This is a genomic window from Helicobacter sp. MIT 03-1614 (assembly GCF_000762925.2).
GTDB lineage: Bacteria > Campylobacterota > Campylobacteria > Campylobacterales > Helicobacteraceae > Helicobacter_C > Helicobacter_C hepaticus.
Genome location: NZ_JRMS02000003.1, coordinates 133,989 through 159,737, shown reverse-complemented (window position 1 = coordinate 159,737; position 25,749 = coordinate 133,989). Strand labels below are relative to the sequence as shown.

Genomic DNA, 25,749 nt, shown 5'->3' with positions numbered 1-25,749 from the left:
TTTTTGCTCAAGCTCCTACAAATCTCATTAAGTAGATATAATTTTAGAATCCAAATAATGCTATAATGTTAGAAAATAGAAATTATGGAGAATAGTGATAAATGAGAGCAATTAAAAGAGATTTTGTCAATCCAGATACCCCGTCTTACTGCGATAACAGAAAACTTACTTCGGGGAAAGCCTATTTTTTGCTTGATGATGCTGGCAGGATTTTTAAAGCAGGAGAACAATGTGCTAAGCAACACAGCCAAACCGATTTAAGCTCTGTGCCTGATTTGACCACCTCTCTTCTTGTAAATTCCACAAAAGACAAACACGATTATTCTTCTTCTCGTTTAAACTCTAAACAACAAAAACTAGATAAAAAATCCCAAGCCTTAACTTATTTGCTTTTAAGAGAGGAAAAATTAAAAGAGTTGGGTTTTGAAAATATTTCATATAACACGCTCCAATCTTACTATCAAGAATATAAAAATAACTATGACTTATCCGAAGAAGCAATAAATCATATTTATAATATTCTAAACTCCCCAAATATACCTAAAAAATTTTCTTTACTCAATCTTTCAACCTGTTATGCTTATTACTATAAAATGGAAAAAGCTTTGCAGTGCTTAAATCAAGAACAAAGTGTCTATATTGATAGCTTATTAAAATATTTAAAAAAAGATTATTCTCTTACAAAACCCCAAATTGATGGATTAGCCAAATGGTTTGAACATATTAATTGTAAAGAAATAAAAGAAGCGAAGCTAAAAAATTTTTATGTATGATAATTTTAAAATAATTTAGATTCTTTAACTTTTATGTAACTTTAACACATTAAAATATTGATGATTTTAGATATACTCATAAAATTTATTTATCTCTGAAATCCAAAGGCAAAATTGATGGAATCTTCTTATCAAAAGCAAAACAATTTACAGAATTTTCAATCTCAAAGCTAAAGGAATGCGTAAAACCTGTCATTTAGACAGGTTGCCCTTATCAAAACATATACACATAACGCAGTGCTGAGCGTGAATATCCCCAGCCGAGTAATAGCTCAATCCTATGCATATTATTATAAGTTAAACTCCCTCCAATGTGCCCTTCTAGATTAAAACCCCTATGTGTGGGAGGGATAAAATCAGAAGTAAAGACTTTAAAATATCCTATATTAAGCCCAGCAAAAGCACCCCATACAAATGTATCTTGAGGATTAAAATCTATAATCCAATCTACCCCAATACGCGTATATAAAGCATTACTAGAAGTCTCAACCCAACTTATGCCTTGTGGATTTAACTTGCTATGCCTGTATAAACCCCAATTTATCCCCACAATACCTCGTATCCCTTGTCTAAAAGAATCTAGATTCTGATAAGATTGTGGAAAATAATAAGCATAACCTCCAATTACACCTGTGCTAAAATCTGCAATTCCAGCGCCTCCTAATTCTATTCCTGCAAAAACTCTGCCTGTATCATAATAATCATTAGCAAAAATATCAGAAATAAAAATAAAAGATAAAAATAATATGCTAAATTTTTTCATACATATCCTTAACATCGCGCTAATTCTCCTCTTTATTTAATAAATTTGTATAAAAAATATCAAGGTTTTTATCATAAACTTTTGTGTGCACATCAAAATATCCAAGTAAAGTGCTAAAAAGATAGTCGTGCGAAAGATTATAATCCTTATGTTTATAGGCAAGATCAAGCAAATTTTTATCATTACTATAAAAAAGCAAGGGAACGTGTATTTGCTCTTTTGGGGCTAAAAAATAAGGCATTGCGTGCAAATAAATACCATTTTCTCCTAAACTCTCGCCGTGGTCGGAAACATAAAGCAAAGAAGCTTGAACTCCGCTTTGAGATTGCAGCATTTTAATCAGCTTACTTATCACATAATCGCTATAAGCAATCGTATTATCATAAGTATCTGTGAGCTCCTCTTGTGTGCATTTTTGCAATTCATTTGTATCACAAGTGGGCGTAAAACGTGTAAAATCTTTTGGGTATCTTTTATAATAAGTTGGTCCGTGTGAGCCTTGCAAATGCACAATAATAATCTCTTGCTCTCCAAGATTTAAAGCATTTTGTATATCTTTGAGCAAAGCTTCATCATAGTCTTCATTAAACATTTTTACTTCTTTGATACGCTCACATACACCTTGACAGCCACCCGAATTATTCCCAAACCAAACCACCCTCACACCCACTTTTTGCAAAATATCAAGTGCATTTTCTTTAAACTCACTTTCTTTATATTGCTTACGTGTAGAAACTGAAAACATACAGGGCACACTCACAGCTGTAGAAGTGCCACAAGATCTTACAGCATTAAAAAATACAACCCCACCCCATTTTTTAGTATAAGGATTAGTTTCATTCGTAGTTGCCCTGTCTTTTTCAAGCAATGAAAAATTTGCCGCCCTCGCAGTCTCGCCCACTACAAGAATAAGCAATCTTTTTTTATGCTCTAAAATACGTGCATCTGGTGCAATAATCTCAAGTGGAGGTTTTGTAAAGGTGCGGGATTTGATATATTTGACTAAAGATTTGAGCTGATAAAATGGCGTAGTGTAGTATTCGCTCTGATAATAATATCTAAAAAATGGCACAAAAAATTGTGTTTGAGGGACAAAAATCGCTAAAAGAAGCAAAATTCCCACAAAAAAGCTCGCAAATCGTGTAAGAAGTGCATTTTTTATACCCTTAGGTGCATATACAATACGCGTTTTTAGCACAAGTAGGCAAGGTAAGATACCAAAAAATAGCACAAACAAAACAAGTTTTAAATTAAGAAGTTCTCGCACCTCTCGTGCATCGGTTTTAAAGGCATTTTCTAGCATTGTCTTATCAATAATCACTCCATAAGCACTCATAAAATAGGCACTTACACAAGCTACCATTATAAAAATTATCATAAAAACTTTACTCAAATACGGCACAAGCAAAAGTGTTAAAATCACAAATAAAAGCAAAAAAACCATTGGCACAAAGGCGATATGCTGCCACAAAGTTGCACTTTCATCAATACTTGTATAAATAAAAATAAAAAGATTAAAATTCATAGCACTTAAAAAAGCTGCACAAAGCAAAGCGAAATTAAGCCACGAAATATTCCATTGTTTTTTTAAGATTCCCATTTTACCTCACTTGTCCATTGCCTGTAATACAATATTTATAACTTAATAAAGATTCTATACCCATAGGACCTCTAGCGTGAAGTTTAGAGGTAGAAATACCCACCTCCGCACCAAAGCCAAACTCTCCACCATCGCTAAATCGTGTAGAAGCATTCACATACACACACGCTGCATCGACCTCACGCATAAAAGTTTGTGCTATCACTTCATCTTGAGTGATAATAGATTCCGAATGCGCAGAACCAAAGTGCGCAATATGCTCTAGGGCTTCATCAATTCCATTTACAACTTTAAGATTAAGAATCTTATCGCCCCACTCTTTGTTAAAATCAGCTAAGCCATCATCTGCAATGCCCCAATTTTTGAGCCATACTTCATTTTCAAACATCACACGCACATCTGCTTCTCTTAATTTTGTAAGCAATTTCGGTAAGAATCCCTCTACAAGCGCCTCATCAAGCAAGATACACTCACACGCATTACACGCGGCGGGATAGCTTAACTTTGCATTGAGCACAACATTGAGTGCCATATCCAAATCCGCACTTTTATGGATATAGGTATGGCACACGCCCTTATCGTGCTTGATGATAGGAATTGTTGCGTTATGTTTGACAAATTCAATCAATCCCTCGCCCCCTCGTGGTATAAGCAAATCCACATACTTATCCATTTTGACAAATTCTAATATTCCCTCACGTGAAGTATCCTCTATCATACTCACACATCCTTTAGGAAGTGAATGCTGCTCTAATGCACTATGCAATGCTTTAAGTATTGCCACATTTGAGTGAAATGCCTCTTTGCCACCTTTGAGCACACACACATTCCCACTTTTAAAGCACAATGCACTTACATCACTTGTAACATTAGGGCGAGATTCATAAATGACACCAATGACACCAAGCGGCACACTCACTTGTGTAATCTCTAATCCTGCCTTGTTTTTCCAACTTTTTATCACCTGCCCTACACTGCAATGAAGCTTTGCAATATCACGCATAGAATCTGCCATAGAATGCACTTTTATGCTATTTAATTCTAATCTTTTACGCATTGCTAGGGGAAGATGCGCTGCCGCACTCATATCTTTAGCATTTGCTTCACATATTATTCCGCATTGAGATTCTATCTCATCTGCCATAGATTCTAGCACTGCATTTCTTTCTTCATTACTTAATCGCTCTAATATCCTTGCACTACGCTTTGCCGATATGAGCATTGCTACCATATCTTGTTTGAATTGCATCTTTTGTGATTCTTCATACATTATACTTCCTCTCTTTGCTTGGCAAGTTCCTCCACTTCTGTGATAAATCGCTCAAGTAATTGGTCTTCTTTGAGCTTACAGAGAATCTTCCCCTCTTTAATAATCAATCCATCTTTATTCCCAAAAGCAATAGCAATATCTGCGTGTTTAGCTTCACCCAAAGCATTTACAGCACAGCCCATCACACTCACTTGCAAAGGTATTTTGATATGTTTAATGCGAGATTCTACTTCTTGCACCATTTTGACAAGATTCGCTTCAATCCGCCCACAAGTAGGGCAAGACACTATACTTACCCCGCTTTTTTGTCGTCCGCTGTATTGAAGTATGAGGCGCGCGACTTTAATTTCTTCTTCAAGCTCACCTGTTATGGAGATTCTCATCGTATCGCCAATACCCTCCATAAGCAGCCCACCAAGTGCCATAGCACTTTTTATCATTGAATGGGGCAATGTCCCAGCCTCTGTAACACCTAGATGAAAAGGATAATCTACCAATGGACGCAACATTCTATATGCCTCCATTGTGCGTAACACATCACTTGCTTTAAGTGAAATTTTAATATTACTAAAGCCAAAATCCTCTAAAAGCTTGATGTTGTATAACGCAGATTCAACCATACCTTTAGGAGTTGCACCATATTTTTCCTCAAATTGTTTTTCTAAACTCCCACCATTTACACCAATACGAATAGGTATGCCTCGTGCATTACACGCATCTGCCACAGCTTTAATTCTATCTTTTGAGCCAATATTACCCGGATTAATACGGATACAATCCACGCTCTCTGCTGCAATAAGTGCAAATTTATATCTAAAATGAATATCCGCGATAAGTGGCAGGGGCGAGACCTTTTTCAAATCTTTGAGTGCATCTGCGTCTTTTGGGTCGCTCACTGCCACACGCACCATATCAGCCCCAGCAAAATATAATCTATCAAGCTGTGCTTTTGTCGCCTCTATATCACAAGTTTTACTAAAAGTCATACTTTGCACACTAATAGGTGCATCACCGCCTACTGCCACATTTCCTACAAAAATTTGTTTTGTTTTTACCCTTTGCACTCCAAATCCCTTTGTGATTTTTTGCTTATTTTATCACTTCTTGGGTAAAATTCAACCTACAACTTTACATACAAGGACAAAAATGCACGAATATTCTATTGTCGCCTCACTGATACAAATGTGCGAATCTCACGCAAAAGAGCATAATGCTGCCTCTATTGCCAAAGTCTGCATCGCCGTTGGTGAGCGTAGTGGTGTAGATAGTGCGCTTGTAAAAAGTGCATTTGAGACTTTTAGACTTGATTCACCTTTGTGTCAAAATACTATTTTGGAAATACAATCCCAAAGCGTTGAGCTAGAGTGTCGCGACTGCGGGCATTATTTTCAAGCACAAAATCTCACATATAGCACTTGTCCGCAGTGTCAAAGTCATAATGTCATCATCGCTAAGGGCAAAGAGCTGCATCTCCTTAGCCTTGAGCTTGATATACAATCTTAAAAAGGAGCATATATGCCTAAAATTGATAAACCTCTTGCTCAAAAAGTAGATGAGCGCGTATTTGAGCAGCTTTTAAAATACAATCCTCAAACGCAAAATCTTTGGGATATTGTAGGAATTTTTGAAAATGAGCGGCAAAAACTACGTATTGAAATTGCCCAATACCACGAAGATATTAAAAATTCTCAAGCTAAACTCAAAGAGCTACGTGAGGGCATTACTAAAGCACAAAATATCCTTCGCGCCATTGAGCAAAAAATCTCTGAATCTCCTGTGCCACCAGAAAAAGAAGAAAGCCAAAAAGAAGCACTTATGCTTAAAATAAGCGAACTTGAGCTTGAAAATTCTAAGCTACTTGTAGAGCTACGTGATTTAAAAAGTGAATATCAGCTTGAAGAGAATCTACACCAAATGCAAAATATGCGTGAGACACTACAAGAATCTTTAGAAGATCCAAGTAAGCCCTAACTTAAAAGGATACCTATGCAATATCAAAGTGCTTATACCACGCCAAAACGCCTTTTTGTGAGTGCGTGTGAGCCCAGTGCGAATCTCCATCTTAAATTTCTTGCTCAAAATCTTGATAAATCCACTCACATCTGTGGTGTCTTTGAGCCAGAGACTTTTACCAATTTCCCTTATGCCTCGCCCTCTTATACGCTTAAAGATTTTGCAATTATGGGATTTTTTGATGTGATAAAAAAACTTGCTTTTTTTAAACGAGCCATTAAAGAAATGAGCGAACTTGCTGCGCAATGTGACGTAGTGCTTCTTATGGATAGCTCAAGCTTCAATTTGCCTATTGCCAAAACTCTTAAAAAAAATACTACCAAAGTGCCTGTTATATATTATATCTTACCACAAGTTTGGGCGTGGAAGCCGTGGAGAGCCAAAGAAATAGAATCTGTATGTGATTATTTATGTGCGATTTTGCCTTTTGAACTTCAAATGTATCCTAACGCAGTGGCTGAAAACAGAGCATTTTATGTTGGACACCCCTTGCTTGATGAGATTCCCACACTTAAAGAGCAACCCTTACCTCTTGAAAATGGAAAAATCGCCTTTATGCCCGGCAGCCGTAAAGGAGAGATAAAACGCATTTTTCCTATTTTTGCCGCTGTGGCAAAAGAGATTCCAAATCCTAAGATTCTCGTGCTACCTGAACATTTTAAAAATCTAGACAAAGAGGCAATGCACAACATTTATGGAGAGGATATACATTATTTTGAGCTTAGTTTTGATGCTAATAGTGCGCTTTTGGAAAGTAGTTTTGCCTTTGTTTGCTCTGGCACTGCCACGCTTCAAGCTACGCTCATTGGCACACCCCTTGTGCTTGGTTATAAGACACGCACTATTGATGTAATGATTGCACGAGCCTTTGTAAAACTAAAACATATAGGACTTGCTAATATTCTTTATAATGCTCTGCATTGTGGGAATCCACGCACAGGTGAAAAAGAGATTCATACCGAACTTATCCAATCTTCGCTCACAAAAGAGAATCTGCTTAATATCTACCACGCTACAAATGCACACGAATTTTTTGCTAAAGCTAAGGAAATCCGCTCTTATCTTGCTTGCGGAAGTGTAGAAAGAGTAATTAAACTTCTCCATAAGCTATTAAAAGAAGGGAATTTATGACTTATGAAAAAATAAAAATGGCATTATATTTGGTTTTAGTTATGGCATTTATCGCTTGCAATTCCAATATGCAAGCCAATCAAAAAGAAGTGAGCAACGCTTTACCAAGTGATATAAAAAACTTTATGGAATCTAGGGAAAAATTTATAGAATCTGAAAATGTGAATTCTATACAGACAATGAATGAGCAAGAAAGAATAAAATATAGCCAAATAAAAAATTTAAAACGAAAAGAAATTGATAAAGAGTTTGTTGCTTTACGCAAGAAATATGAAGGAAATGACTTGATTTTAGATGTTTTATCGCAATTTGGTTGTTTGCTAGATGATTGCAGTGCTACAAGCAAAGGTGATGATGGTTTTGTATTTTATAAAGGTGTAGATATTACTGAAGCTATCAATAATTCACTTATGGATCGTAACACTTTTACAAGTTATCCTTTTTTTAAAGAGATTCTTAAGCATAATCCAAATATTTTGGCAAAAAAGGAAAATTTTAGCCTAGATTTATCACCGAGTGCTAATTATGCAAATTATGAAAAAATAGATATTGTTTGGAATGCAGATAAAACACATATTGATTTTATCCTTTATGATAAATATTTTAATCAAAATATATGCTCTCACACTGCAGGGTTTAGAAGATTCAAGCAAGAAAAAGATGGAGTAAAAGCAAGTTATGGCAACAAACTAATTCCCTATACACAAATAAAGGAAGTTGATGATTTTATCAATAAAAGCTGTGAATGTATCCATATAGGGGGAGAAGAACCTTATGATGAGCAGCGTGCAAATGAACTTAGGGAAATGGCACAAGGGTGCAATGATATTCCTAAAATGCGTTCAAATTTACAGAAAAAATATAAAGATGAGATAACTATATCAAAACTTTTACAAAGGGAATGGCAAAATTATAAGGAGGCTTTTGGTGAGTAAGTTTTCAAGTGATTTAAGAAGACATCAAATGCAATATTATGGCATTTCTGATATAGACTTTGGACTAGAATACAAACTAGGTTTTATAAAAATCTAATCAAGCCATAGCCTCGTATGCCCTCTCTGGTAAATTCCAAATCTATTATGTGCTAGATAAATTTGAAGTAGAAAAGTTAAATGAAAGTAAAATAGCAATATATCCTACACAAATCAAAGCTTATATTGATGATAGCTTTGATTTTAGAGACCAAGACCATACTTTTAATGATGATGGAAGCATAGCAGAATTAGGGCAGCCTGTGGGAGCTTGGGATTATAATGAAATGAAGTTTGATAAAGATGTATCAGAGAGTCAGATGAATAAATATGCAGAAAAAAGCGGGATAATTAGTGCAACAAATGTTGGTGCTGCAATAGCATTTGGCTTAAAACTCAACTTTGCTATAACTCAAGAAAAATATGAGAGCTACAAAAATAAAAATATCTACCCTATTTACAACCACGACTACCAAAACGCACAAACGCATTTTAATCTAGGTTGTGATTTCTTAGCAACAAGCAAGGATTTTAAAAATATAGTAGTGCCACAAGATTCTAGGTTTAGGTCGGTATTTAAGATTGTTACTAGTTCTATTAGGTAGATAATTATGAATATCGTGCAAATACCTAGTTTTGACTTTGTGATATTGTATGTTTTTATATTATCTTGTGGTAGCAATGTAATAGGAGTAGCATCTCTGTTATTTTTCAAAACATACATTAATCGTTATTTTATCTTTGGTGGTATTGCGGGCTTTGCTGTATTTCTTCTCATACTCATACCGAGTTTTTATATACGAACAAAAGCTGTAGTATTCACAGATGAGATTTTAAAGAGCATTGTTATAAGCTTAGGAATCTATGTTATTTTACTATGTCCTACTTGGATAGTGATGTGTATTATTTTTTGCAAAAAATAAAAAAATATCATTGCAAAATAATATTATAAAAGATTTTGTGCTGGGGTTTGTATTATATATGATAACACTATGCTTATTGTTTTATATTGCTAATTATGATACAATTAATCATTAGTTATTCCAACAATGAGACTAGATAATGACTGATGGATTTGGGTTTTTGATTATTGCGTCATTGTTTGATATTTTTATATGTTGGCTCGCAGCACACATTGTGCTTTTTATAATATTTACTATTGCATATAAGAAATATCATCTTTTTGCAAACAAGCGTTTTGTTATAGGCATTGTATGTAGTGGCATAGTTGGCAGTATATTGGGTAGTTTAATGGGCTGCATATTGGGAAAGGGAACAATAGAATTTGTAAAGATTTTTACACCTATTATTTTTGGCATTATTAATGTATTGTCTTTTTTCTTAGTGTGGTGCTATATGTGTCTGCTTACATATAGAGCATACAAGAAACAAGAGAACAAAAAAATATATAAAACACGACATTTTTTACCATTGTTTGCTTATCTAATCACGCTATTTCTAAATAGCTTTTATTTATCTTATAAGCTTAGTTAAATGCAAGGGCTGTTTTATGCAAAATCACGATTACCAACAAACACAAAAGAATTTTAACTTGGGTTGTGATTTTCTAGTAACAAGTAAAGGGTTTAAAGATATTGCGATTCTAAAGGATTTGGATACAAAGAGTGTCTTCAAAATAATTGTGAGATTGGGAGGATAAATAATGGGAGATTGGGGATTTTTGTTGTATGCAATGCTCATTGAGGTTGCCATATTTTTTGTGTTAGCAAATATTGTAACTCTTATGATACTTGGCATTAGTAGCTATAAATACCCTAATTATTTTATTAATAAATATTTTATATTAGGCAGCATATTAGGTACAACATTTACACAATATGTAAATATTCTTGCACCTATTTTTGTCGTGTGTTAAAAGTGCCTAAGAATACACAAGCATACTTTAAGGAGGAATTGCAATGAGAAAGATAGTCTTATTATTTTTGATAGCTTTTGGAATGGCACAAGGTGTAAATATTACTCAAGAAGAGCTTAATTATTTGGTATCGAAACTTCTTGCAGAAAAAACACAATGTGCAAATCAAATTATAGAACAAAGTGTTTGCGAATCGGCTTTCCTTGCATTTGCCGAATCTTACAAGTGTTACAAGTCTCAAGATATTTTAACCAATGTGTGCGAAAGTGCCAAAAAAATAAGTTTTAGTGCAAAATATTACTTGGATTCTGTGGGATATGTGCCAGAGGAAGAAGATGGGTATTATGACCCACATTTTAGATTTGTTGAAGACATATTAAACCTTAGTTTGATGTTTATTGCCAAAAAGGAGCAACGAGATACTCAAAGATTTTTTATAAGGACGAATTGGGTTTTACCGCAAGGAGATAACAATAATAAGGAGACAAATATGTTGGTCTCTTTACTCGCAGACTATATTAATAGTGGCAAGTTTGGTTATATTTGTAGCGATAAAGAAGTAATAGCACAGAATCCAAAATATTTTTCAAAACAAACACGAGATATAGTTGATAAATATGCTACTCAATGTATCAATACAAACTAGCAAATACTATAAAAAGTGCGATTGATGAATATTTCAGGGTGGAATTGTGAATGTTGTCATTAGCATTATTTACTTTTATTTCTCGCATAATAGTTTCTAGCATAATACTTCTTTGTTATAGTATTTATGCTATTAAAAATAAGGAATTTTTAGCCTCTATTTAAGTAAAATATATATATTGTTTGTTTTTATCTCCATATTAAAAGGGATACAAAGGTTAGACTAGATGAAATTAACGCATTCAACCTTGACTAAGCTATCACAACAAGAATTAGAATTTGCTATCTTATAAGTAAGGTTTTTGACTCTGGCACAGATTATAAGGCTTTATTGCAGCAACAATGTAAAGATGCTATAGATAATACACAACCACCACCCCTTTACACTTAATATAAAGGATTGATAACGCGTCCTGACATTGCTTCTTGAGATAAATATGTGAGAGATTTATTCATAGTTACCGCCCTTTACCCACTTAAGATTAACTTATTTTAGATAAATTATACAAAATTTCATATTATTTAAAGGTTATTAATGAATCATTTTAGCAAAATTGGTTTTATCCTCGCTGCACTTGGAAGCTCTATTGGCTTAGGGCATATTTGGCGTTTTCCCTACATAGCAGGGACAAACGGCGGTGGTGCATTTGTCTTACTCTATTTATTTTTGGCACTCTCACTTGGCATTGCAATGCTTATTGGCGAAATGCTTATTGGGAACAAGGGGGGGGGCGCCAATGCTGTCAAAAGCTATGAAAATCTTGATGTGAGCTCAAGTAAAAAATGGCGTTTAGCTGGATTTACACTTATTGGCGGTCCTATTATCTTATCTTTTTATGCTATCGTGCTAGGCTGGGTGTTTTACTATCTCTTTATAGTGAGCTTTAACCTCCCTAGCGATATGCACACCTCTGAAACAATTTTCAATACTCTCTATACAAATGGTTTTGTGCCCCAAACGCTTGGTTTGCTTTTTGTTATGGGAATCACAGCGTGGGTTATTTCACGCGGTGTGAAAAAAGGTATTGAAGCCTTGAATCTTATCCTCACACCGCTTCTTTTCATTATATTTTTTGGCTTATTGCTCTATGCGATGAGTATGGATTCTTTTAGCAAAGCATTACATTTTATGTTGAGTTTTGATATAAATGAAGCAAAAAAAGCCCTCACACTTAATGTATTTATTGATTCTCTAGGGCAGGTATTTTTCTCACTTTCACTCGGGGTAGGTATCATCATCACTTATGCCGCTTCTTCACAAAGCAATCAAAATCTCTTTAAAAGCGCACTTTGGGTAGTGCTATCTGGAATTTTAATCGCTATTATGGCTGGACTTATGATTTTTACTTTTGTATATGAATATAATGGAGCAGTAGGAGGAGGTGCTGGGCTCATTTTTATAACTTTGCCCGTTATGCTCTCTCATCTTGGTATATGGGGCAATGTCATCGCATTTTTATTCCTCATTGCCTTTAGTTTTGCAGGCATTACCTCTGCGATTTCACTCCTTGAACCCGCCGTTATGTATGTATGCGAAACTTACCATTGGAGCAGAGCAAAGGCAACTTGGAGCATTGCTGGAGCAATTAGCGCACTTGGTATAATTATTATTTGCTCTATTTGCACACCTATGGCAGATTATCTTACTATTGGTGGTAAAACGCTTATGGATAGCATTGAATTTCTCTCTGCAAATATCATTATGACACTCGGGGGACTTTTGGCTGTTACATTTATCGGCTGGGCTGTGCCAAAGGCTCAATTACAACAGCACACCGCACATTTTTTTAACAACATTGCTTTTACTCTTTGGTATATCATTATGCGCTATATTGCTCCGCTTATTACTATTATGATACTTGTAGCAGTGAGTATAAAATTTTTTACAGGAGAGGACGCGGTAGATTTTATTTTTACATCTTTAGGGCTGTGAGTGAGAAATCTAATCTTTTAGAGTATATAACCACCATAATATAAAATGAGCCAAAAGCTTCTAGCCCTTATAAAAAAGATAAAAACTTTGGCTAAATTTATGTCTTAAAAGACATAGGTGTAAGCGATATTGAAAGAATAATTATTTTTGTGTGAAGAGTTAATAGTGATGTTGCCTTGAGCAGCGTTCGTTGAGAAATTCCTCTCAAGATAAGAATAAAAGGGAACCCTAACGATAAAATCAAATTGATGATGCACATCTCTAATTACCTGCAATCCAAGATTCATAAAAATCCCACTCGTGTTGTATTTATGTCCGGGTAATCCTTTTGTATCATCTAAGAGTTTTTTTAACTCCCCTCCTATTCCCTCGTAGCCTGCTCCAACAAATACTCCTACCTGATTGATTTCACTAGAGCCAAATTGATAGAGGAAATCCACATTGCCCGCATACCTAAAAAATCCATAAGTCTCACCATCATTAGCTTCACCTTCAGAATAGTTCCCCTTACCAAAAGCTCCCACTACCCTTAAGCCTACTTTAGGAGTGAAGTAGTATTGAAAGCCTCCTCTTAGTCCATAGGATAAATCAAATAAATAGTCATTACTTTCTGATGTGTAAGCGTTACCAGGTGATGAGAATATTACTTTTCCTTCCGACACATGGTAATTTACTCCCACATCTGCCCCGATAAACACACCACTTTTTGCAGCATAAACACTAGAAATAAAGCCAAAGCCTAGAATCATTCCTAAAAGAAATTTTATTTTCATCTTAGTCTCCTTAAAAAATAGCCTTTGAGTTTTTATGTAATCTCAAAAGTTTAGACAAGGATTTTAACTAAAAAACATCTGTACCCCCCCCCCCCCCCCGAAAAATATTTTATATAAATAAAAAAATAAAAGGTGTATTTTAGAAACATTATTTAATAAAATCCTTGTTTTAGATTCTCTTCTGCGACAGATTAAGAATCTTGAGAAAAAAGATTAAAAGGGACGATTTGTATCAATTTTATTGAGCTTTACATTTTTATCGCGCACAAGCTTTAAGAGTTCCTCTTTATTTTATGGGTGATATTTATCCTCACAGCCACTCCACAATAATGCACCCAATGTCGCTAGAGCGCATAAGAATTGATATGTTTTCATTTATTCTCCTTTTTTTACCTACGAGCTTTTTATACCATTTGGGTGGGTTTGATTGCAAAGGCGAACCCTCAAAAACATAAGAGGGTATCCCCTCTAGCTCCAATATATTCCATATATTTATATTCCACATATTTAAATCTTTCTTAAAACTACTCGCTTCTACAAACATATAATTTATTTTATAAACATTACTGACATTCCACTTATCTAAAGGCTGATTGAATTTTGTTGCCCGCTCAAACATTGAGCGCATATCATAGACATTCCCTACCTGCCAAGTATTCAAAGGTTGATTAAAAGATTCCGCCCCACTAAACATACTGCTCATATCTTTGACACTACTTGTGTCCCATTTGTCTAAGGGTTGATTGAAGTTTTTTGCTTCTGCAAACATAGATTCCATATCAAGTACATTGCCGACATTCCAATCATTAAGTGGCTGATTAAATGCCTCTGCACCAAGAAATAAATCCTGCATAGAAAGTACCTTTGAAGTATCCCAAGATTGTATATTTTGATTAAAATTTTTAGCATAAGCAAATACACTATTTAAAGATTCTACTTGAGAAATATTCCATTTCTCAAGGGGTTGATTAAACTGCTCTGCGTCTTTAAATAAATATTGCATTTCTTTTAAACTCATTGTATTCCAGCTATTAAGTGGTTGATTGAAGTTTTTTGCTCCTTCAAACATTGAACGCATATTTTTTACTTGAGAGACGTTCCACGATTGTATGGAATGATTAAACCTCTTACTGCCATAAAACATATATTTCATATCTACCACATTAGAGGTATCCCATTGTTCTATGCCCTCAAAATCCTCTCTATTTTTGATACTACTTTCGCAATTCTCAACTGCCCTAGAATCCTTAAGTAATGTTAAGAAAAAATCACAATTTTTATAATTTGCAAAAAGAAAGCTCATATCTATAATAGCACTTGTATCAATCGCACTCAAAGGGACTTCATAAAACTTTCCATTCACTTCATATTTTTTACTCAAAATCGCCACAAGCTCGGCTCTATCTTTAGGTTTGTGTTTATGAGGGTAAGGAGGCTTGGGCTCTTTTGCCCAAATAGGTAAATTTGCTTCCATAGGTGAGTTATTAAAAATAATAGCTCTTGCATAATATTTATCAAAACCAAAAAAATTATTGTTAAATGCTTCTATATGCTCAACCTGCCAAGAATCTAAATTTTGACTAAAACTCTGTGCAGAATAAAACATATCCTCCAAAGATTTCGCACTCTTTAAATCCCATTTATCTAAGGGTTGATTGAAGTTTTTTGCTCCTTCAAACATAGAATCAAACCATTGCACTTGCGAGACATTCCAATCATTTAGAGATTCATTAAAACTTTTATTGTCAAGAAACATTCTTTGCATATCCTCTACATTGCTGACATTCCACGATTGTATTCCGCTAAAATCCCGCTCTTCATAAGGATATTGGCAAATAAGCTGAATTTTTTTGGCTGATTCCGATAGCTCTTGCTCTTGTAAAATTTCTTTACATCTAAAAAGTTTAGGATTAGCAAAAAGAAAGCTCATATCTGTGATAGCGCTCGTATCAATTTCATTAAGTTTTATACTCTTATCACGCACAAGCTTTAAGAGTTCCTCTCTATCCTTTGGGTGATAGGTATATTTTTGAGAATCTTTGCAACCAATCCACATAAATACACTCATTATTACAAACATCACCATAAATAATAATCTTTTCATTTTGCCCTCCTTTATTTTGGTAATTGCGCACCACTTTTTGCGCCTTTTTCATAGAGTAGCTTCTCTATGACTTCACTACTTACCTTGTCATATTCATATTTTTGTTTCTGCCTATTTATAATATCAAGTGCAGTGATATTGGAATGTTTATTTTTAATATTCACATCTATACCATTGTGTATAAGAAAAATAATTTCTTCTGCATTTCTAGTAAATGGTATAGATCTTAAAACTTCCATAAGCTTACTTTCCCCATTTTCGTCTGTGACATTAATATTTGCACCTTGCTTTAATAATACAGCCATTTTGTTTTTAGAATAGCTCCAATACAAAAAGACTCTATCTAAATATTCTTGCTTAAGTTCTTTGGATTGCACAAAGCTTAATGCCAACTCTGCGATTTCCTCATATTCTTGTATATTTTCTGCACTTCTACCTAAGGCTGAAAGCACTATGGATTTACTTTGTTTCTCACTGCCATTGAATGCCCCTTTGGCTAAAAATAGCTCAATCACTTCTTTAGAAGCATATTCAAAAACAAGCGGTAAATAATCAATCTTCCCTTTTTCTATCACTGCTCCAGATTCTATAAGAAGTGTGATAATATCATTACTTATAATAGGGCTTCCCCACAAATTATAAGCCTCTTTCATATCTTGTATTGCTCTATCAAGTGGGGTTTGTCCTGATTTTTTACTTGATGGAAAAAATATATACTCTAAGACATCAGCTATTACTCCTCCAGTTTGACATTTTACATTTGGATTTACTCCGCTTTTTAAAAGCCTCTCTATCTTTTTTATATCACCTTTGCTTACTGCATTATAAATGCTACAAGGATAAAAAGCACTCTGCAAATACAAATAAAAGCAAAGCACAGGTGCAAGAATAACCCCCATAATGCCAAAAAATCGCTTAATCTTTGTCTTACTATCTTGCCTTTGTAAAAGCTGAATTTCTTTGGGAATCTCACTATCATTTAAAAGTGGAAGCTCCCAATTTACAAATGAGCCACGATGAAGTAAAATAATTTGAGAATCATCTAAAGGCAAAGGAGCGCAAAAACGAGCAAAAGTAAAAATTGCCTCCCAATGTGTATTGAGCCTCAAATTCACATCTAAACTTGATATATTGTGTATGGGCTTATCAATAGAAACTTCTTGTGAAGACTTCTCACACCAATTTTGATTTTCCATAACGCTATGTTTTATAAAGTAGCGCATACCTTCTAAGAGTTTAATCTCTAATCTATGAAAAATCTTTTTTTGTTCAAAAAAGACAAGAAAACTGCCATTTTCATCACGAAAAATAGTGTATCCCTCTAGTTTTTTAAACAAGCTTTTTGCAATGACAAAATTATAAATGCCTTGCAAAATTGCGCCCGAAACAAGACCTATCCCGAATACAATAGGTGCAAATAGTATAGAGTATGCTAAAGGAATCCCACTTGCTCCGCCTGTTTTCATATACATTAACGTATAAAAGAGTGTGCCCATAGGCAAGGCTACGGCTAAACAAGCTGAAATTATCCTAAACCACCTAAAAATCATCTATCCACACCCTTTTATATAAGCATTTACCACTCTCTGCACCCGATTATATCAAAAAAAAAAAAAACAGATTTTTGAAAGCAAAAATAGGTAATTTTATTTCAATTTTTGCACATAATCGCAAGCGAATTGATTGTGCAAATCACACGCACGATGATAATAATTTTTTGCTTTGCTTAAATCTTGTGGCACACTTAATCCTTGCTGATAAATCTCCGCACTTAACACACACGCATACATTCTATGCTCATCACACGCTTTAGAATCTAGCTCTAAAGCCTTTTGATTAAATTCTTTTGCTTTGTCTAAATCTTTTTGTACATTCACACCATAAAAATAATATGAGCCCAACATTGAACACGCACTCTGCATATCACGCTCACACATAATTTCTAAGTATTCTAAACCTTTTGCCACATCTTTTTCCACACCGCGTCCATCAATAAGTGCCACTGCCTGTATGGCACACCATTCTATTGCACCTTCTTTACAAGCTTCTAGACTATTATCATAGCCAAGTTTATAATAATGCGCAGATTCTGTAAGATTGTGTTGTAAATCTCTCTTATTTTGCGACTTGGCTTCATAATAATTCCCCAAATACAAACACGCCCCGGGGTGTCTAGCATCACAAGCTTTTTTGAGGAATGTGCTTGCATCATCAATATTTTTTACCCATAACACTACACCTTGATAAAAATCAGCATCGGCTGCTCGTATGCCTTTAATTAAAAGGCTTTCTTGGCTATTTTGGACTTCTTCAATATTATTTTGCAAAACTTCATCTTGCTCATTTGCCCATATACACATTGTTACCATAACCAAAGCTAAACACCATTGAATAATACGATTGTAGAATCTCATCTAGCTTGTCCTTTTATTTAAATGCACAAGCTGGGGAAACTTATGCGTTATGACTTCATTACACGCAAAAAACTCCTCTATATGCCGCATAATGCTAGGAACATCACTCACATTATTAATAACATTTCTAAACACACTTGCCCCTTCGTGTCCTTTAGCATAGGCGTGGAGATTCTTACGAAACATAATCGCCCCACGCTCACCATAAAATTCTACCATTTTTTTAAAATGCTTCAAAATAAGCTCTTTTTTGACAATAGGTGGAATATCGTGTGTGTGATTTTTAATCTGCCAAAAAATCCACGGCGAAGTAATAGCTGCTCTGCCTATCATTACACCATTTGCTCCCGTGTGAGAGAAGACTTTTTGAGCCTTATCCACGCTATCAATCTCGCCATTAGCAATAAGAGGCATTGATATATGTTGCTTAATATGAGCAATAGCATCATAATCAATACGCTCTTTTTTATAACCATCTGCACGCGTTCTCCCATGCACTACGACAAAATCTGAACGCACATCTTTAAGAGCTTGTGCTATTTCATTAGGAATCTTTTTATCAAAACCCAAGCGCACTTTGAGGCTCGTATAAGGTGTAGTAGCCCTATCTTTAATGAGATTAGCAATTTTAACAAGAAGATGAAGGTCTTTGAGCAAACCGCTGCCATTGCCGTGATTTGCTACCTTTGGGGCAGGACAACCACAATTTAAATCAATGACATCAATGCCTCCTTGTGCATTTAAAATCTCTACTGCTTTTTTAATCACTTCTTCTTTTGAACCTGAAATTTGCACGCTATAAGGTTGCTCTTCGGGGGATTTTTCAATCATTTTAAGTGTGCGGGCATTATTATAAACAAGAGCGTGAGAGCTTATCATTTCACTCACTGTTATATCCACACCAAAATTTTTTACCACACTGCGAAAAGGCAAATCTGTGTATCCTGCGAGAGGGGCGAGCATAAGGAGATTATTAAATTCTATCATTTAATTTCTCTGTTTATAGTCTTCATAACCAAAGCTTTTAAGGAGTTTCCATACTCCTTGAGTGTCAATAACACCAAGAGAGGGAAGTGGCACACCATTAAAAGTATTATTTTTGACAATAGTATAATGAAGCATATCTTCAAAAATCACTCTATCGCCTCTACTTAGAGGTGTATCAAAACTATAATCGCCTATCACATCTCCTGCCAAACAAGTTGGACCACCTAAGCGATAAGCATAAGCGCCCTTCCCCTCACCTTTATCAGATTCTAACCCTGTTTGTTTGGAGAGCTTTATAAGAGAAGGACGATAAGGCATTTCAAGGCAATCAGGCATATGTGCGGCAGCACTCACATCAAGTATAGCCACTGATATTTCATTTTGCACAATATCTATAACTTCACCAATTAAAAATCCCACTTGCCACCCTACAGCTTCACCGGGCTCTAAAAATATTTCTATATCTTTATAGCGCCTTTTAAAATCACAAATAAGATTCACAAGCAAATCACAATCATAATCTACCCTCGTAATATGATGACCACCTCCAAAATTAACCCATTTCTTTCCCTGAATATATGCACCAAAATGCTTTTCAAAATGTGGTAATGTGCGAGAAAGTGCTGCACTATCTTGCTCGCAATGTGTATGAAAATGTAATCCACTAATGCCATCTAATCCATATTGCGCTACACCTTTTTGAAATTCATCTGGCGTAATACCCAAACGAGAACCAGCAATACAAGGATTATAAATAGGTGGCTCTACCTCACTATAAAGAGGATTCACACGCAATCCAACCTCAATAGGTGCTTGAGAATGTGCCTTAAGCATTGTATTTTTAGATTCTATAAGTGGTTTAAATCTCTGCCATTGATAAAAAGAATTAAAAATAATATGTGTGGCATAATTTAAAATGCTTTCAAATTCTTCTTTTTTATACGCAGGAGAAAACACACATACTTCTTTACCCTTATTTGCGCCTCCTATTTCCTCATACCCTAATCTTGCCTCATATAAGCCACTCGCTGTGCTACCACTCAAAGTGCATTTAAGATTCTCAAATACGCGCCAAAAAGCATAACCTTTGAGTGCTAAAAGTATTTTTGCACCACTTCGTTGTTGAATAGAATCTAAAAGCGCGAGATTAGCATTGAGCTTCTCCTCCTCAAGTACATACGCTGGAGAGGGAAGTGTAAGAAGTGTAGAAAGTTGGCGCATTTTATTTGAGAGCAAAGCGCCTTACTGCGGCTTCAATTTCCACAGGATTAGATTTAGAGATAAACTCATCAGCATTAAGGGAACGTGCCATATCTTCGTTGCTACTTCCACTCATAGATGAATTTACTACGATAGGTAAATGTGCTGTAGCAGGATTTGCTTTCACTTGTTTAATAACTTCAAAACCACTTGCTTCAGGCATTTCAAGGTCAGTAATAATCATACCAATAGAGTTAATATCCGTAGTAGGTGCAAAAAGATAATCAAGCAAGTGTTTGCCATTGATAAAGTCGTGATGCACTACGCCAAGTTTATTTAAAATAAGCTGCATTGTGCGTAGCACGGTCGGGCTATCATCGGCAAGAAGAATGCTCCTTGTCGTTTCTATTTGAGAAATTTTAGCAATTCCTTCTTCTTTATCTTTTTCAATCCACGGAAATACATCAATAAGCATCTTTTCAATATCTACTACTTGCACCAAGCGCCCATCAAAATAACGTGTGCGGCTAACAAGTTTGCCATTATGTCCGCCTCCTCCAATACCCACACCTTGCTCTATTTCAGTCCATTTTTTGTTAAGAATCCTATCTGCTTCGTAGATTCTAACCCCTATCGTCCAACGCGAAAATTCACAAATCATAATGATATCTTCCTCGCCGGCTGCTCGTTTTACCCCATAATCACGCAAGTTTTTACTTTTATTATTGCTATCATAAAAAAACCATTTGCGCATATCAATCAATGGAATAGTTAATTCGCGAATTGTGATAAGTCCTTCCACAAGACTATTATTCTCGTGTGTAACTACAGTAAGCGCACCACTATATTTAATCACTTCACGAATCTTAAAAACATTAACAGCATATAAATCTTTTCCTTTTTCTAGGCGAAAGCAAAGAAGTTGAAGTTCATTATTCTTGTGGAGACTTGTTACTTGATCAATATTTGACATACTTGTTTTAGACATATCACACCTCAAATTTGGAAAATAGCTTAGTTTAGCACAAAATCACTAAATCTAACTTTATGTATTTTTGTCCTTATGGTTAGACTTCATACTAAAACGTATTGTGATAACAATCCAACGCATAATACCATATATTACATATCCGCTCATCAATATACATAATGTTTCTTGCGGATAAATATAAATAATGCTAAGCAATAAAATCACAGCAATAAAAGATTTAAAATTCCACCCAATCTTCTTAAAGCTCGGATAACGAATATTGCTTACCATCAAAATGCTGATAATAAAACTTCCACCTAACATTATATACTCATAACCATAAGCTTTTATAAACCCATATTTTAAATCAATGAGCACCCATAGCATTAGTATTACCGCAGCCGAAGGAATAGGTAATCCAATAAAAAAATTTGGTTCTGAACTTGAAGTAATATTAAAACGCGCCAAACGCACTGCACCAAATATAACAAAAATAGCTGGGACACACATACCCAAGCGCCCATAATCCATACCAATATAAAAATACAAAAGCATTGCTGGAGCCACACCAAATGCTACCACATCTGCTAGAGAATCAAACTCCACACCAAACTTACTTGCAGTATTTGTAAGCCGTGCAACTCTACCATCAAACCCATCTAATATCATTGAAATTAAAATCAGCCAACAAGCTATTTCATATTTCCCTTTTGAAGCATAAATCACGCTCAAAACCCCTAAAAAGATACTTCCTGCAGTAAAAAGATTAGGTAAAATAAAAAGCGGATTAAACTTCATAAATATATCCTATTACACTTTGGAGCGCACATACTTTATCACCGATACTTACTTTTGATTCAAACTCTATAGAAGCTTTCTTTTGAGGGATAACAATACGTGTCATACCCGCTTTCATAAAACCTATACGCTCTCCGATACTTAAATTATTCTGCGCAAATAAATGATGAGAGGAAAAGAAAATCGGATAAAACTCCATATAAAACGCTCTCTCTTTGAGGCTCTCAAAGCGCATTGTAGCATTAAGCTCTTTGCATTTAGCTTTAGCACAGCACGTTAGTGATAATCCCTTTTTTTCACTATATTGTCCTTCTACTATATCGCAAGGCGCTCGTATAATGCCCACATCAATAAAACGTGTCTCAATGAGAATGCTCATTTCATCATTACTATAACTCATATCACGCACAATACCATCTACTGGTGAAACAAAAACATTATTTTCATCAATATGCGGAATCCTTTCAGGATTACGAAACATCACAAGCCATAAAACAAGTGCAACAAACAACACAAATGCGCATACATTCCAATCAAACCATATGCTTAATATAAATGCTACAAATAGCGCTATTGCGCCCAACCAACCCTGTTTTGCAATGAATTGTGTAGTCGTTGTCATATTGCCTCCTTAGACTTCCTCTTCTTCAAGCGGAATAAGACGAGATTCTATATTATTTTGCATTTCGTATTCTTGAATAATCTCCCTCACACGCGCACCATCAATGACTTCCTTTTCAAAAAGCTCTTTGACCATATTTTCAATCGCATCTTGATAATCACTCAAAAGCTGCTTTACATAACTATATCGTTCATCAAGTGTATTTTTAATATGGGTATCAATTTCTTGAGCAAGCTGTTCGCTAAATTCCCTTTGCGCATTGCCGCCACCAAGGAAAGTATTGCGTTGTTTTTCAAGCACCATAAGTCCGCTTACATCTGTCATACCATAATAACTAATCATTGATTTGAGAATCCCTGTAGCACGTTCTAAATCATTGCTTGCGCCTGTAGAAATCTCGCCTAAAAATACTTCTTCGGCTGCACGCCCACCTAAAAGTACATCAACCTCTGCCATAAGCTCGTGTTTTTGCATCAAATAGCGATTCTCTTCAGGTGTATGAAGCGTATAACCAAGAGCTGCCATACCTCTTGGAATAATTGATACTTTATTCACTCTATCAGCACCTTTTGTCATCTCGGATACCACAGCGTGCCCACTCTCGTGGTAAGCAACAATTTTTTTCTCTTTAGGAGAAATGCGTCTTGATTTTTTTTCTAATCCTGCAATTCCTCGCTCTACTGCTTCTTTAAGATGTTTTTGACTTACTTCTTTTTGATTTTCTCTCCCAGCAAGCAAAGCGGCTTCATTAATGATATTTGCCAAATCTGCCCCCGCAAGTCCAGCCGTAAATTTTGCAATCTCGTGTAAATCCACATCACGCGCTAAAGAAACATTTTTAATATGCACTTTGAGAATTTCAAGTCGCCCTTCAAAATCAGGCTTATCTACAAGCACCTGTCTATCAAATCGCCCTGGGCGCAATAATGCAGGGTCAAGGATTTCAGGACGATTTGTTGCAGCAAGCACAATTACAGGCGCGGATTCTGAACCAAATCCGTCCATTTCTGCAAGTAATTGATTGAGCGTTTGCTCACGCTCATCATTGCCACCAACCATACTTCCAGCTGCACGACTTTTTCCAATGGCATCAATTTCATCAATAAAAATAATACTTGGTGCATCTTTCTTTGCCATTTCAAACAAATCTCTTACACGACTAGCCCCAAGCCCTACAAACATTTCAATAAAACTACTTCCACTCATAGAGAAAAATGGCACATTCGCTTCACCCGCCACAGCTTTTGCAAGAAGTGTCTTACCTGTGCCCGGAGGTCCAACTAAAAGCACACCACGTGGAATCTTGGCTCCCACTGCAGCATAACGTTCGGGATATTTAAGAAAATCTACAATTTCTACGACTTCTTCCTTTGCTTCCGCATTTCCAGCCATATCATCAAAACGCACATTAGGCTTTTCCGCATTCACAAGCTTTTTAGCATTCCCCATACCAAAAATGCCTCCACCCATACTTTTTTGCATACGCGCAGTAAGAAACATCCAAAGCGCTAGAATAATAAAAATAGGCAAGAGCATATTTACCAAATCTCCCAAAAAGCTACCTTCGCTAAAGCCACTATATTCAATTTTCTTCTCATCAAGCAAAGGCACGAGTCCCAAATCTGCTACTTTTTTTGTAGTATAAAGAATCCGCGGCGAAGTATTAGCAGAATATGCTTTAATGTAAGTCTGCCCAATATTTACTGAACTAATCTCACCCCGAGTAATAAGCTCTTTTAACTCATTATAGCTAATTTCTTTTGTAATATTTCCTCCCATCAAACGCTCTGTAAATGAATCACCATTAGGCGAAAATAGTTTAAACAAAAGCAATGTGAGAATCACAAAAATAGCAAAAGTAAGAAAAGGATTTTGCTTAAAAGGTGGTTTTTTTTCATTAGGATTTTCCATAGTTGTCCTTTTTCCAAATAAGTTATAAAGTCAATTTCAAAGCTACCCACCCATCTTTACAACAAGTATCTAGCATATCAAAATCATTAAATGCCTTTATTATATCAAATTTATATTCATCAAGTATCCCAGAAAGAATTAAAACTCCATTTTTTGCAAGTTTTGTCCTAAAATCATTGTGTAAAACTTTCACAATAAAAGCAACAATATTAGCCACAATCACATCATACTTTTGTGGGGAATCCATAGGAGAGTCAGCAATACTTCCCTGCCAAAGTGCATTGAGCATAACTCCATTGAGTAAAATATTTTTATTACATTCTTTTATAGCATTTTCATCAGTATCACAAGCATATACCTGCGCACCAAGTTTGCAAGAAGCTATGCTCAAAATGCCGCTACCACAACCCACATCAAGAAGTGTTTTGCCTTGTATATTCATTTCGCTTAAAAATTCTAAACACATTGCAGTGCTTGCGTGATGCCCAGAACCAAAAGCAAATGCAGGATTAATGATGATTTCATCATAAGATTCTTTTACCTCCTGCTCCCAAGAGGGACGAATATAGAATCTTCCGCATTGCACAGGCTCAATAGAATCTTGATATGCTTTTATCCAATCATAATTAAACTTTTCTTCAATATGATAGCAAAATCCTACAGAATCTTGTGTGTTTTGAGCAAGCATCAACGCAAAATGTTGTAAAGATTCTAAAAAATCTTGTATATTTATTTCATTTGAGGCAATGCGACTGACAATTTGGGTAGGTTGCTTGCTTTTTTTAGCTTTAAGAATATCAAAACCTAAAACGCTTTGCCAAGAAGCATCATCATAAATAATAGCAAAATGAGATGGTGTGGGTAGTATATCAAAAAATTCAATTGCACAAGAAGTCTTTTGAATAATAAAATCAGTAAACTGGTCTAAAAAATCACTTGGGTGGATAATAATTTCCCAATATGTTTGTTTATCCAACCCTTGCCTCAAGTCTCAA

General features: G+C 35.3%; 26 protein-coding genes. 11 read left to right on the top strand and 15 right to left on the bottom strand.

The window, feature by feature from the left end; translation table 11 throughout:
* Positions 1–101 precede the first annotated feature (101 nt).
* Positions 102–773 (top strand): hypothetical protein, encoded by a 672-nt coding sequence (locus LS66_RS03175; RefSeq protein ID WP_034365606.1) that lies wholly within the window; start codon positions 102–104, stop codon positions 771–773.
* A 214-nt stretch (positions 774–987) separates the two neighbouring features.
* Here LS66_RS03175 and LS66_RS03170 read toward each other — a convergent pair whose 3' ends face one another.
* From LS66_RS03170 to ispG, 4 genes are read right to left on the bottom strand one after another with little or no spacing between them, the layout of a single operon-like run.
* Positions 988–1,536, bottom strand: coding sequence for a hypothetical protein (locus LS66_RS03170; protein ID WP_034365602.1), 549 nt, complete (start codon positions 1,534–1,536; stop codon positions 988–990).
* A 19-nt stretch (positions 1,537–1,555) separates the two neighbouring features.
* Entirely contained in the window at positions 1,556–3,136 is a 1,581-nt protein-coding gene (locus LS66_RS03165) for a phosphoethanolamine transferase (protein ID WP_034365599.1), read from the bottom strand.
* 1 nt (position 3,137) lies between these two features.
* Entirely contained in the window at positions 3,138–4,406 is a 1,269-nt protein-coding gene (locus tag LS66_RS03160) for a glutamate-5-semialdehyde dehydrogenase (RefSeq protein ID WP_371414316.1), read from the bottom strand.
* Positions 4,406–5,470 carry a flavodoxin-dependent (E)-4-hydroxy-3-methylbut-2-enyl-diphosphate synthase gene (ispG, locus tag LS66_RS03155; RefSeq protein WP_011115647.1) on the bottom strand — a complete coding sequence of 355 codons (1,065 nt, stop codon included), beginning with the start codon at positions 5,468–5,470 and terminating at the stop codon, positions 4,406–4,408. Before ispG ends, LS66_RS03160 begins: the two co-directional genes overlap by 1 nt.
* An 82-nt stretch (positions 5,471–5,552) precedes the next feature.
* Here ispG and hypA point away from each other — a divergent pair, with 82 nt between their 5' ends.
* The 10 genes from hypA (at position 5,553) to LS66_RS03105 (ending at position 12,975) form a co-directional block, all read left to right on the top strand.
* A complete protein-coding gene (gene hypA / locus LS66_RS03150; RefSeq protein ID WP_034365597.1) occupies positions 5,553–5,909 on the top strand; it encodes a hydrogenase/urease nickel incorporation protein HypA in 357 nt (118 codons plus the stop codon).
* Between the two features lie 12 nt (positions 5,910–5,921).
* Positions 5,922–6,377 carry a hypothetical protein gene (locus LS66_RS03145; protein ID WP_011115649.1) on the top strand — a complete coding sequence of 152 codons (456 nt, stop codon included), beginning with the start codon at positions 5,922–5,924 and terminating at the stop codon, positions 6,375–6,377.
* A gap of 15 nt (positions 6,378–6,392) precedes the next feature.
* Entirely contained in the window at positions 6,393–7,550 is a 1,158-nt protein-coding gene (gene lpxB / locus LS66_RS03140) for a lipid-A-disaccharide synthase (RefSeq protein ID WP_052057308.1), read from the top strand.
* Positions 7,547–8,485, top strand: coding sequence for a hypothetical protein (locus tag LS66_RS03135; protein WP_034365594.1), 939 nt, complete (start codon positions 7,547–7,549; stop codon positions 8,483–8,485). The genes lpxB and LS66_RS03135 overlap by 4 nt, the downstream gene beginning before the upstream one ends.
* 146 nt (positions 8,486–8,631) lie before the next feature.
* Positions 8,632–9,126 carry a DUF6402 family protein gene (locus LS66_RS03130; protein ID WP_236096967.1) on the top strand — a complete coding sequence of 165 codons (495 nt, stop codon included), beginning with the start codon at positions 8,632–8,634 and terminating at the stop codon, positions 9,124–9,126.
* Positions 9,127–9,132: 6 nt separating this feature from the next.
* Positions 9,133–9,444, top strand: a complete 312-nt coding sequence (locus LS66_RS03125) for a hypothetical protein (protein WP_034365592.1) — start codon at positions 9,133–9,135, stop codon at positions 9,442–9,444.
* A gap of 139 nt (positions 9,445–9,583) precedes the next feature.
* A complete protein-coding gene (locus tag LS66_RS03120; RefSeq protein WP_034365591.1) occupies positions 9,584–10,015 on the top strand; it encodes a hypothetical protein in 432 nt (143 codons plus the stop codon).
* A gap of 169 nt (positions 10,016–10,184) precedes the next feature.
* Positions 10,185–10,397: a hypothetical protein gene (locus tag LS66_RS03115; protein WP_034365587.1), complete on the top strand. Its 213-nt coding sequence runs from the start codon at positions 10,185–10,187 to the stop codon at positions 10,395–10,397.
* Between the two features lie 43 nt (positions 10,398–10,440).
* Positions 10,441–11,043, top strand: a complete 603-nt coding sequence (locus tag LS66_RS03110) for a hypothetical protein (RefSeq protein ID WP_034365585.1) — start codon at positions 10,441–10,443, stop codon at positions 11,041–11,043.
* Between the two features lie 534 nt (positions 11,044–11,577).
* Positions 11,578–12,975: a sodium-dependent transporter gene (locus LS66_RS03105; RefSeq protein ID WP_034365584.1), complete on the top strand. Its 1,398-nt coding sequence runs from the start codon at positions 11,578–11,580 to the stop codon at positions 12,973–12,975.
* Positions 12,976–13,079: 104 nt separating this feature from the next.
* On the opposite strand, the gene LS66_RS03100 is transcribed toward LS66_RS03105, so the two are convergent.
* The 11 genes from LS66_RS03100 to LS66_RS03050 all read right to left on the bottom strand — a co-directional run bounded on the left by LS66_RS03100 (position 13,080) and on the right by LS66_RS03050 (position 25,730).
* Positions 13,080–13,748, bottom strand: a complete 669-nt coding sequence (locus LS66_RS03100) for an outer membrane beta-barrel protein (RefSeq protein WP_034365583.1) — start codon at positions 13,746–13,748, stop codon at positions 13,080–13,082.
* Positions 13,749–14,058: 310 nt separating this feature from the next.
* The gene (locus LS66_RS03095; RefSeq protein WP_052057366.1) at positions 14,059–15,852 is read right to left on the bottom strand and encodes a BspA family leucine-rich repeat surface protein; all 1,794 of its coding nucleotides are present in this window, start codon (positions 15,850–15,852) and stop codon (positions 14,059–14,061) included.
* Between the two features lie 11 nt (positions 15,853–15,863).
* Positions 15,864–17,402 (bottom strand): hypothetical protein, encoded by a 1,539-nt coding sequence (locus LS66_RS03090; RefSeq protein WP_034366584.1) that lies wholly within the window; start codon positions 17,400–17,402, stop codon positions 15,864–15,866.
* A gap of 96 nt (positions 17,403–17,498) precedes the next feature.
* Complete coding sequence (locus LS66_RS03085; RefSeq protein WP_034366581.1) at positions 17,499–18,266, bottom strand: tetratricopeptide repeat protein; 768 nt, start codon at positions 18,264–18,266, stop codon at positions 17,499–17,501.
* Positions 18,267–19,253, bottom strand: a complete 987-nt coding sequence (locus LS66_RS03080; protein WP_081947947.1) for a tRNA-dihydrouridine synthase — start codon at positions 19,251–19,253, stop codon at positions 18,267–18,269. It lies immediately after the preceding gene.
* On the bottom strand, positions 19,254–20,474 hold the full coding sequence (gene nspC / locus LS66_RS03075; RefSeq protein WP_034366595.1) for a carboxynorspermidine decarboxylase: 1,221 nt from the start codon (positions 20,472–20,474) through the stop codon (positions 19,254–19,256).
* 1 nt (position 20,475) lies between these two features.
* Positions 20,476–21,441: a chemotaxis protein gene (locus tag LS66_RS03070; RefSeq protein ID WP_011115659.1), complete on the bottom strand. Its 966-nt coding sequence runs from the start codon at positions 21,439–21,441 to the stop codon at positions 20,476–20,478.
* 57 nt (positions 21,442–21,498) lie between these two features.
* Positions 21,499–22,221 (bottom strand): CDP-diacylglycerol--serine O-phosphatidyltransferase, encoded by a 723-nt coding sequence (pssA, locus tag LS66_RS03065; protein ID WP_011115660.1) that lies wholly within the window; start codon positions 22,219–22,221, stop codon positions 21,499–21,501.
* Positions 22,211–22,843 (bottom strand): hypothetical protein, encoded by a 633-nt coding sequence (locus tag LS66_RS03060; protein ID WP_011115661.1) that lies wholly within the window; start codon positions 22,841–22,843, stop codon positions 22,211–22,213. Before LS66_RS03060 ends, pssA begins: the two co-directional genes overlap by 11 nt.
* A 9-nt stretch (positions 22,844–22,852) precedes the next feature.
* Positions 22,853–24,754, bottom strand: coding sequence for an ATP-dependent zinc metalloprotease FtsH (gene ftsH, locus LS66_RS03055; protein WP_034366577.1), 1,902 nt, complete (start codon positions 24,752–24,754; stop codon positions 22,853–22,855).
* Between the two features lie 22 nt (positions 24,755–24,776).
* A complete protein-coding gene (locus tag LS66_RS03050; protein ID WP_081947946.1) occupies positions 24,777–25,730 on the bottom strand; it encodes a 50S ribosomal protein L11 methyltransferase in 954 nt (317 codons plus the stop codon).
* Positions 25,731–25,749 lie beyond the last annotated feature (19 nt).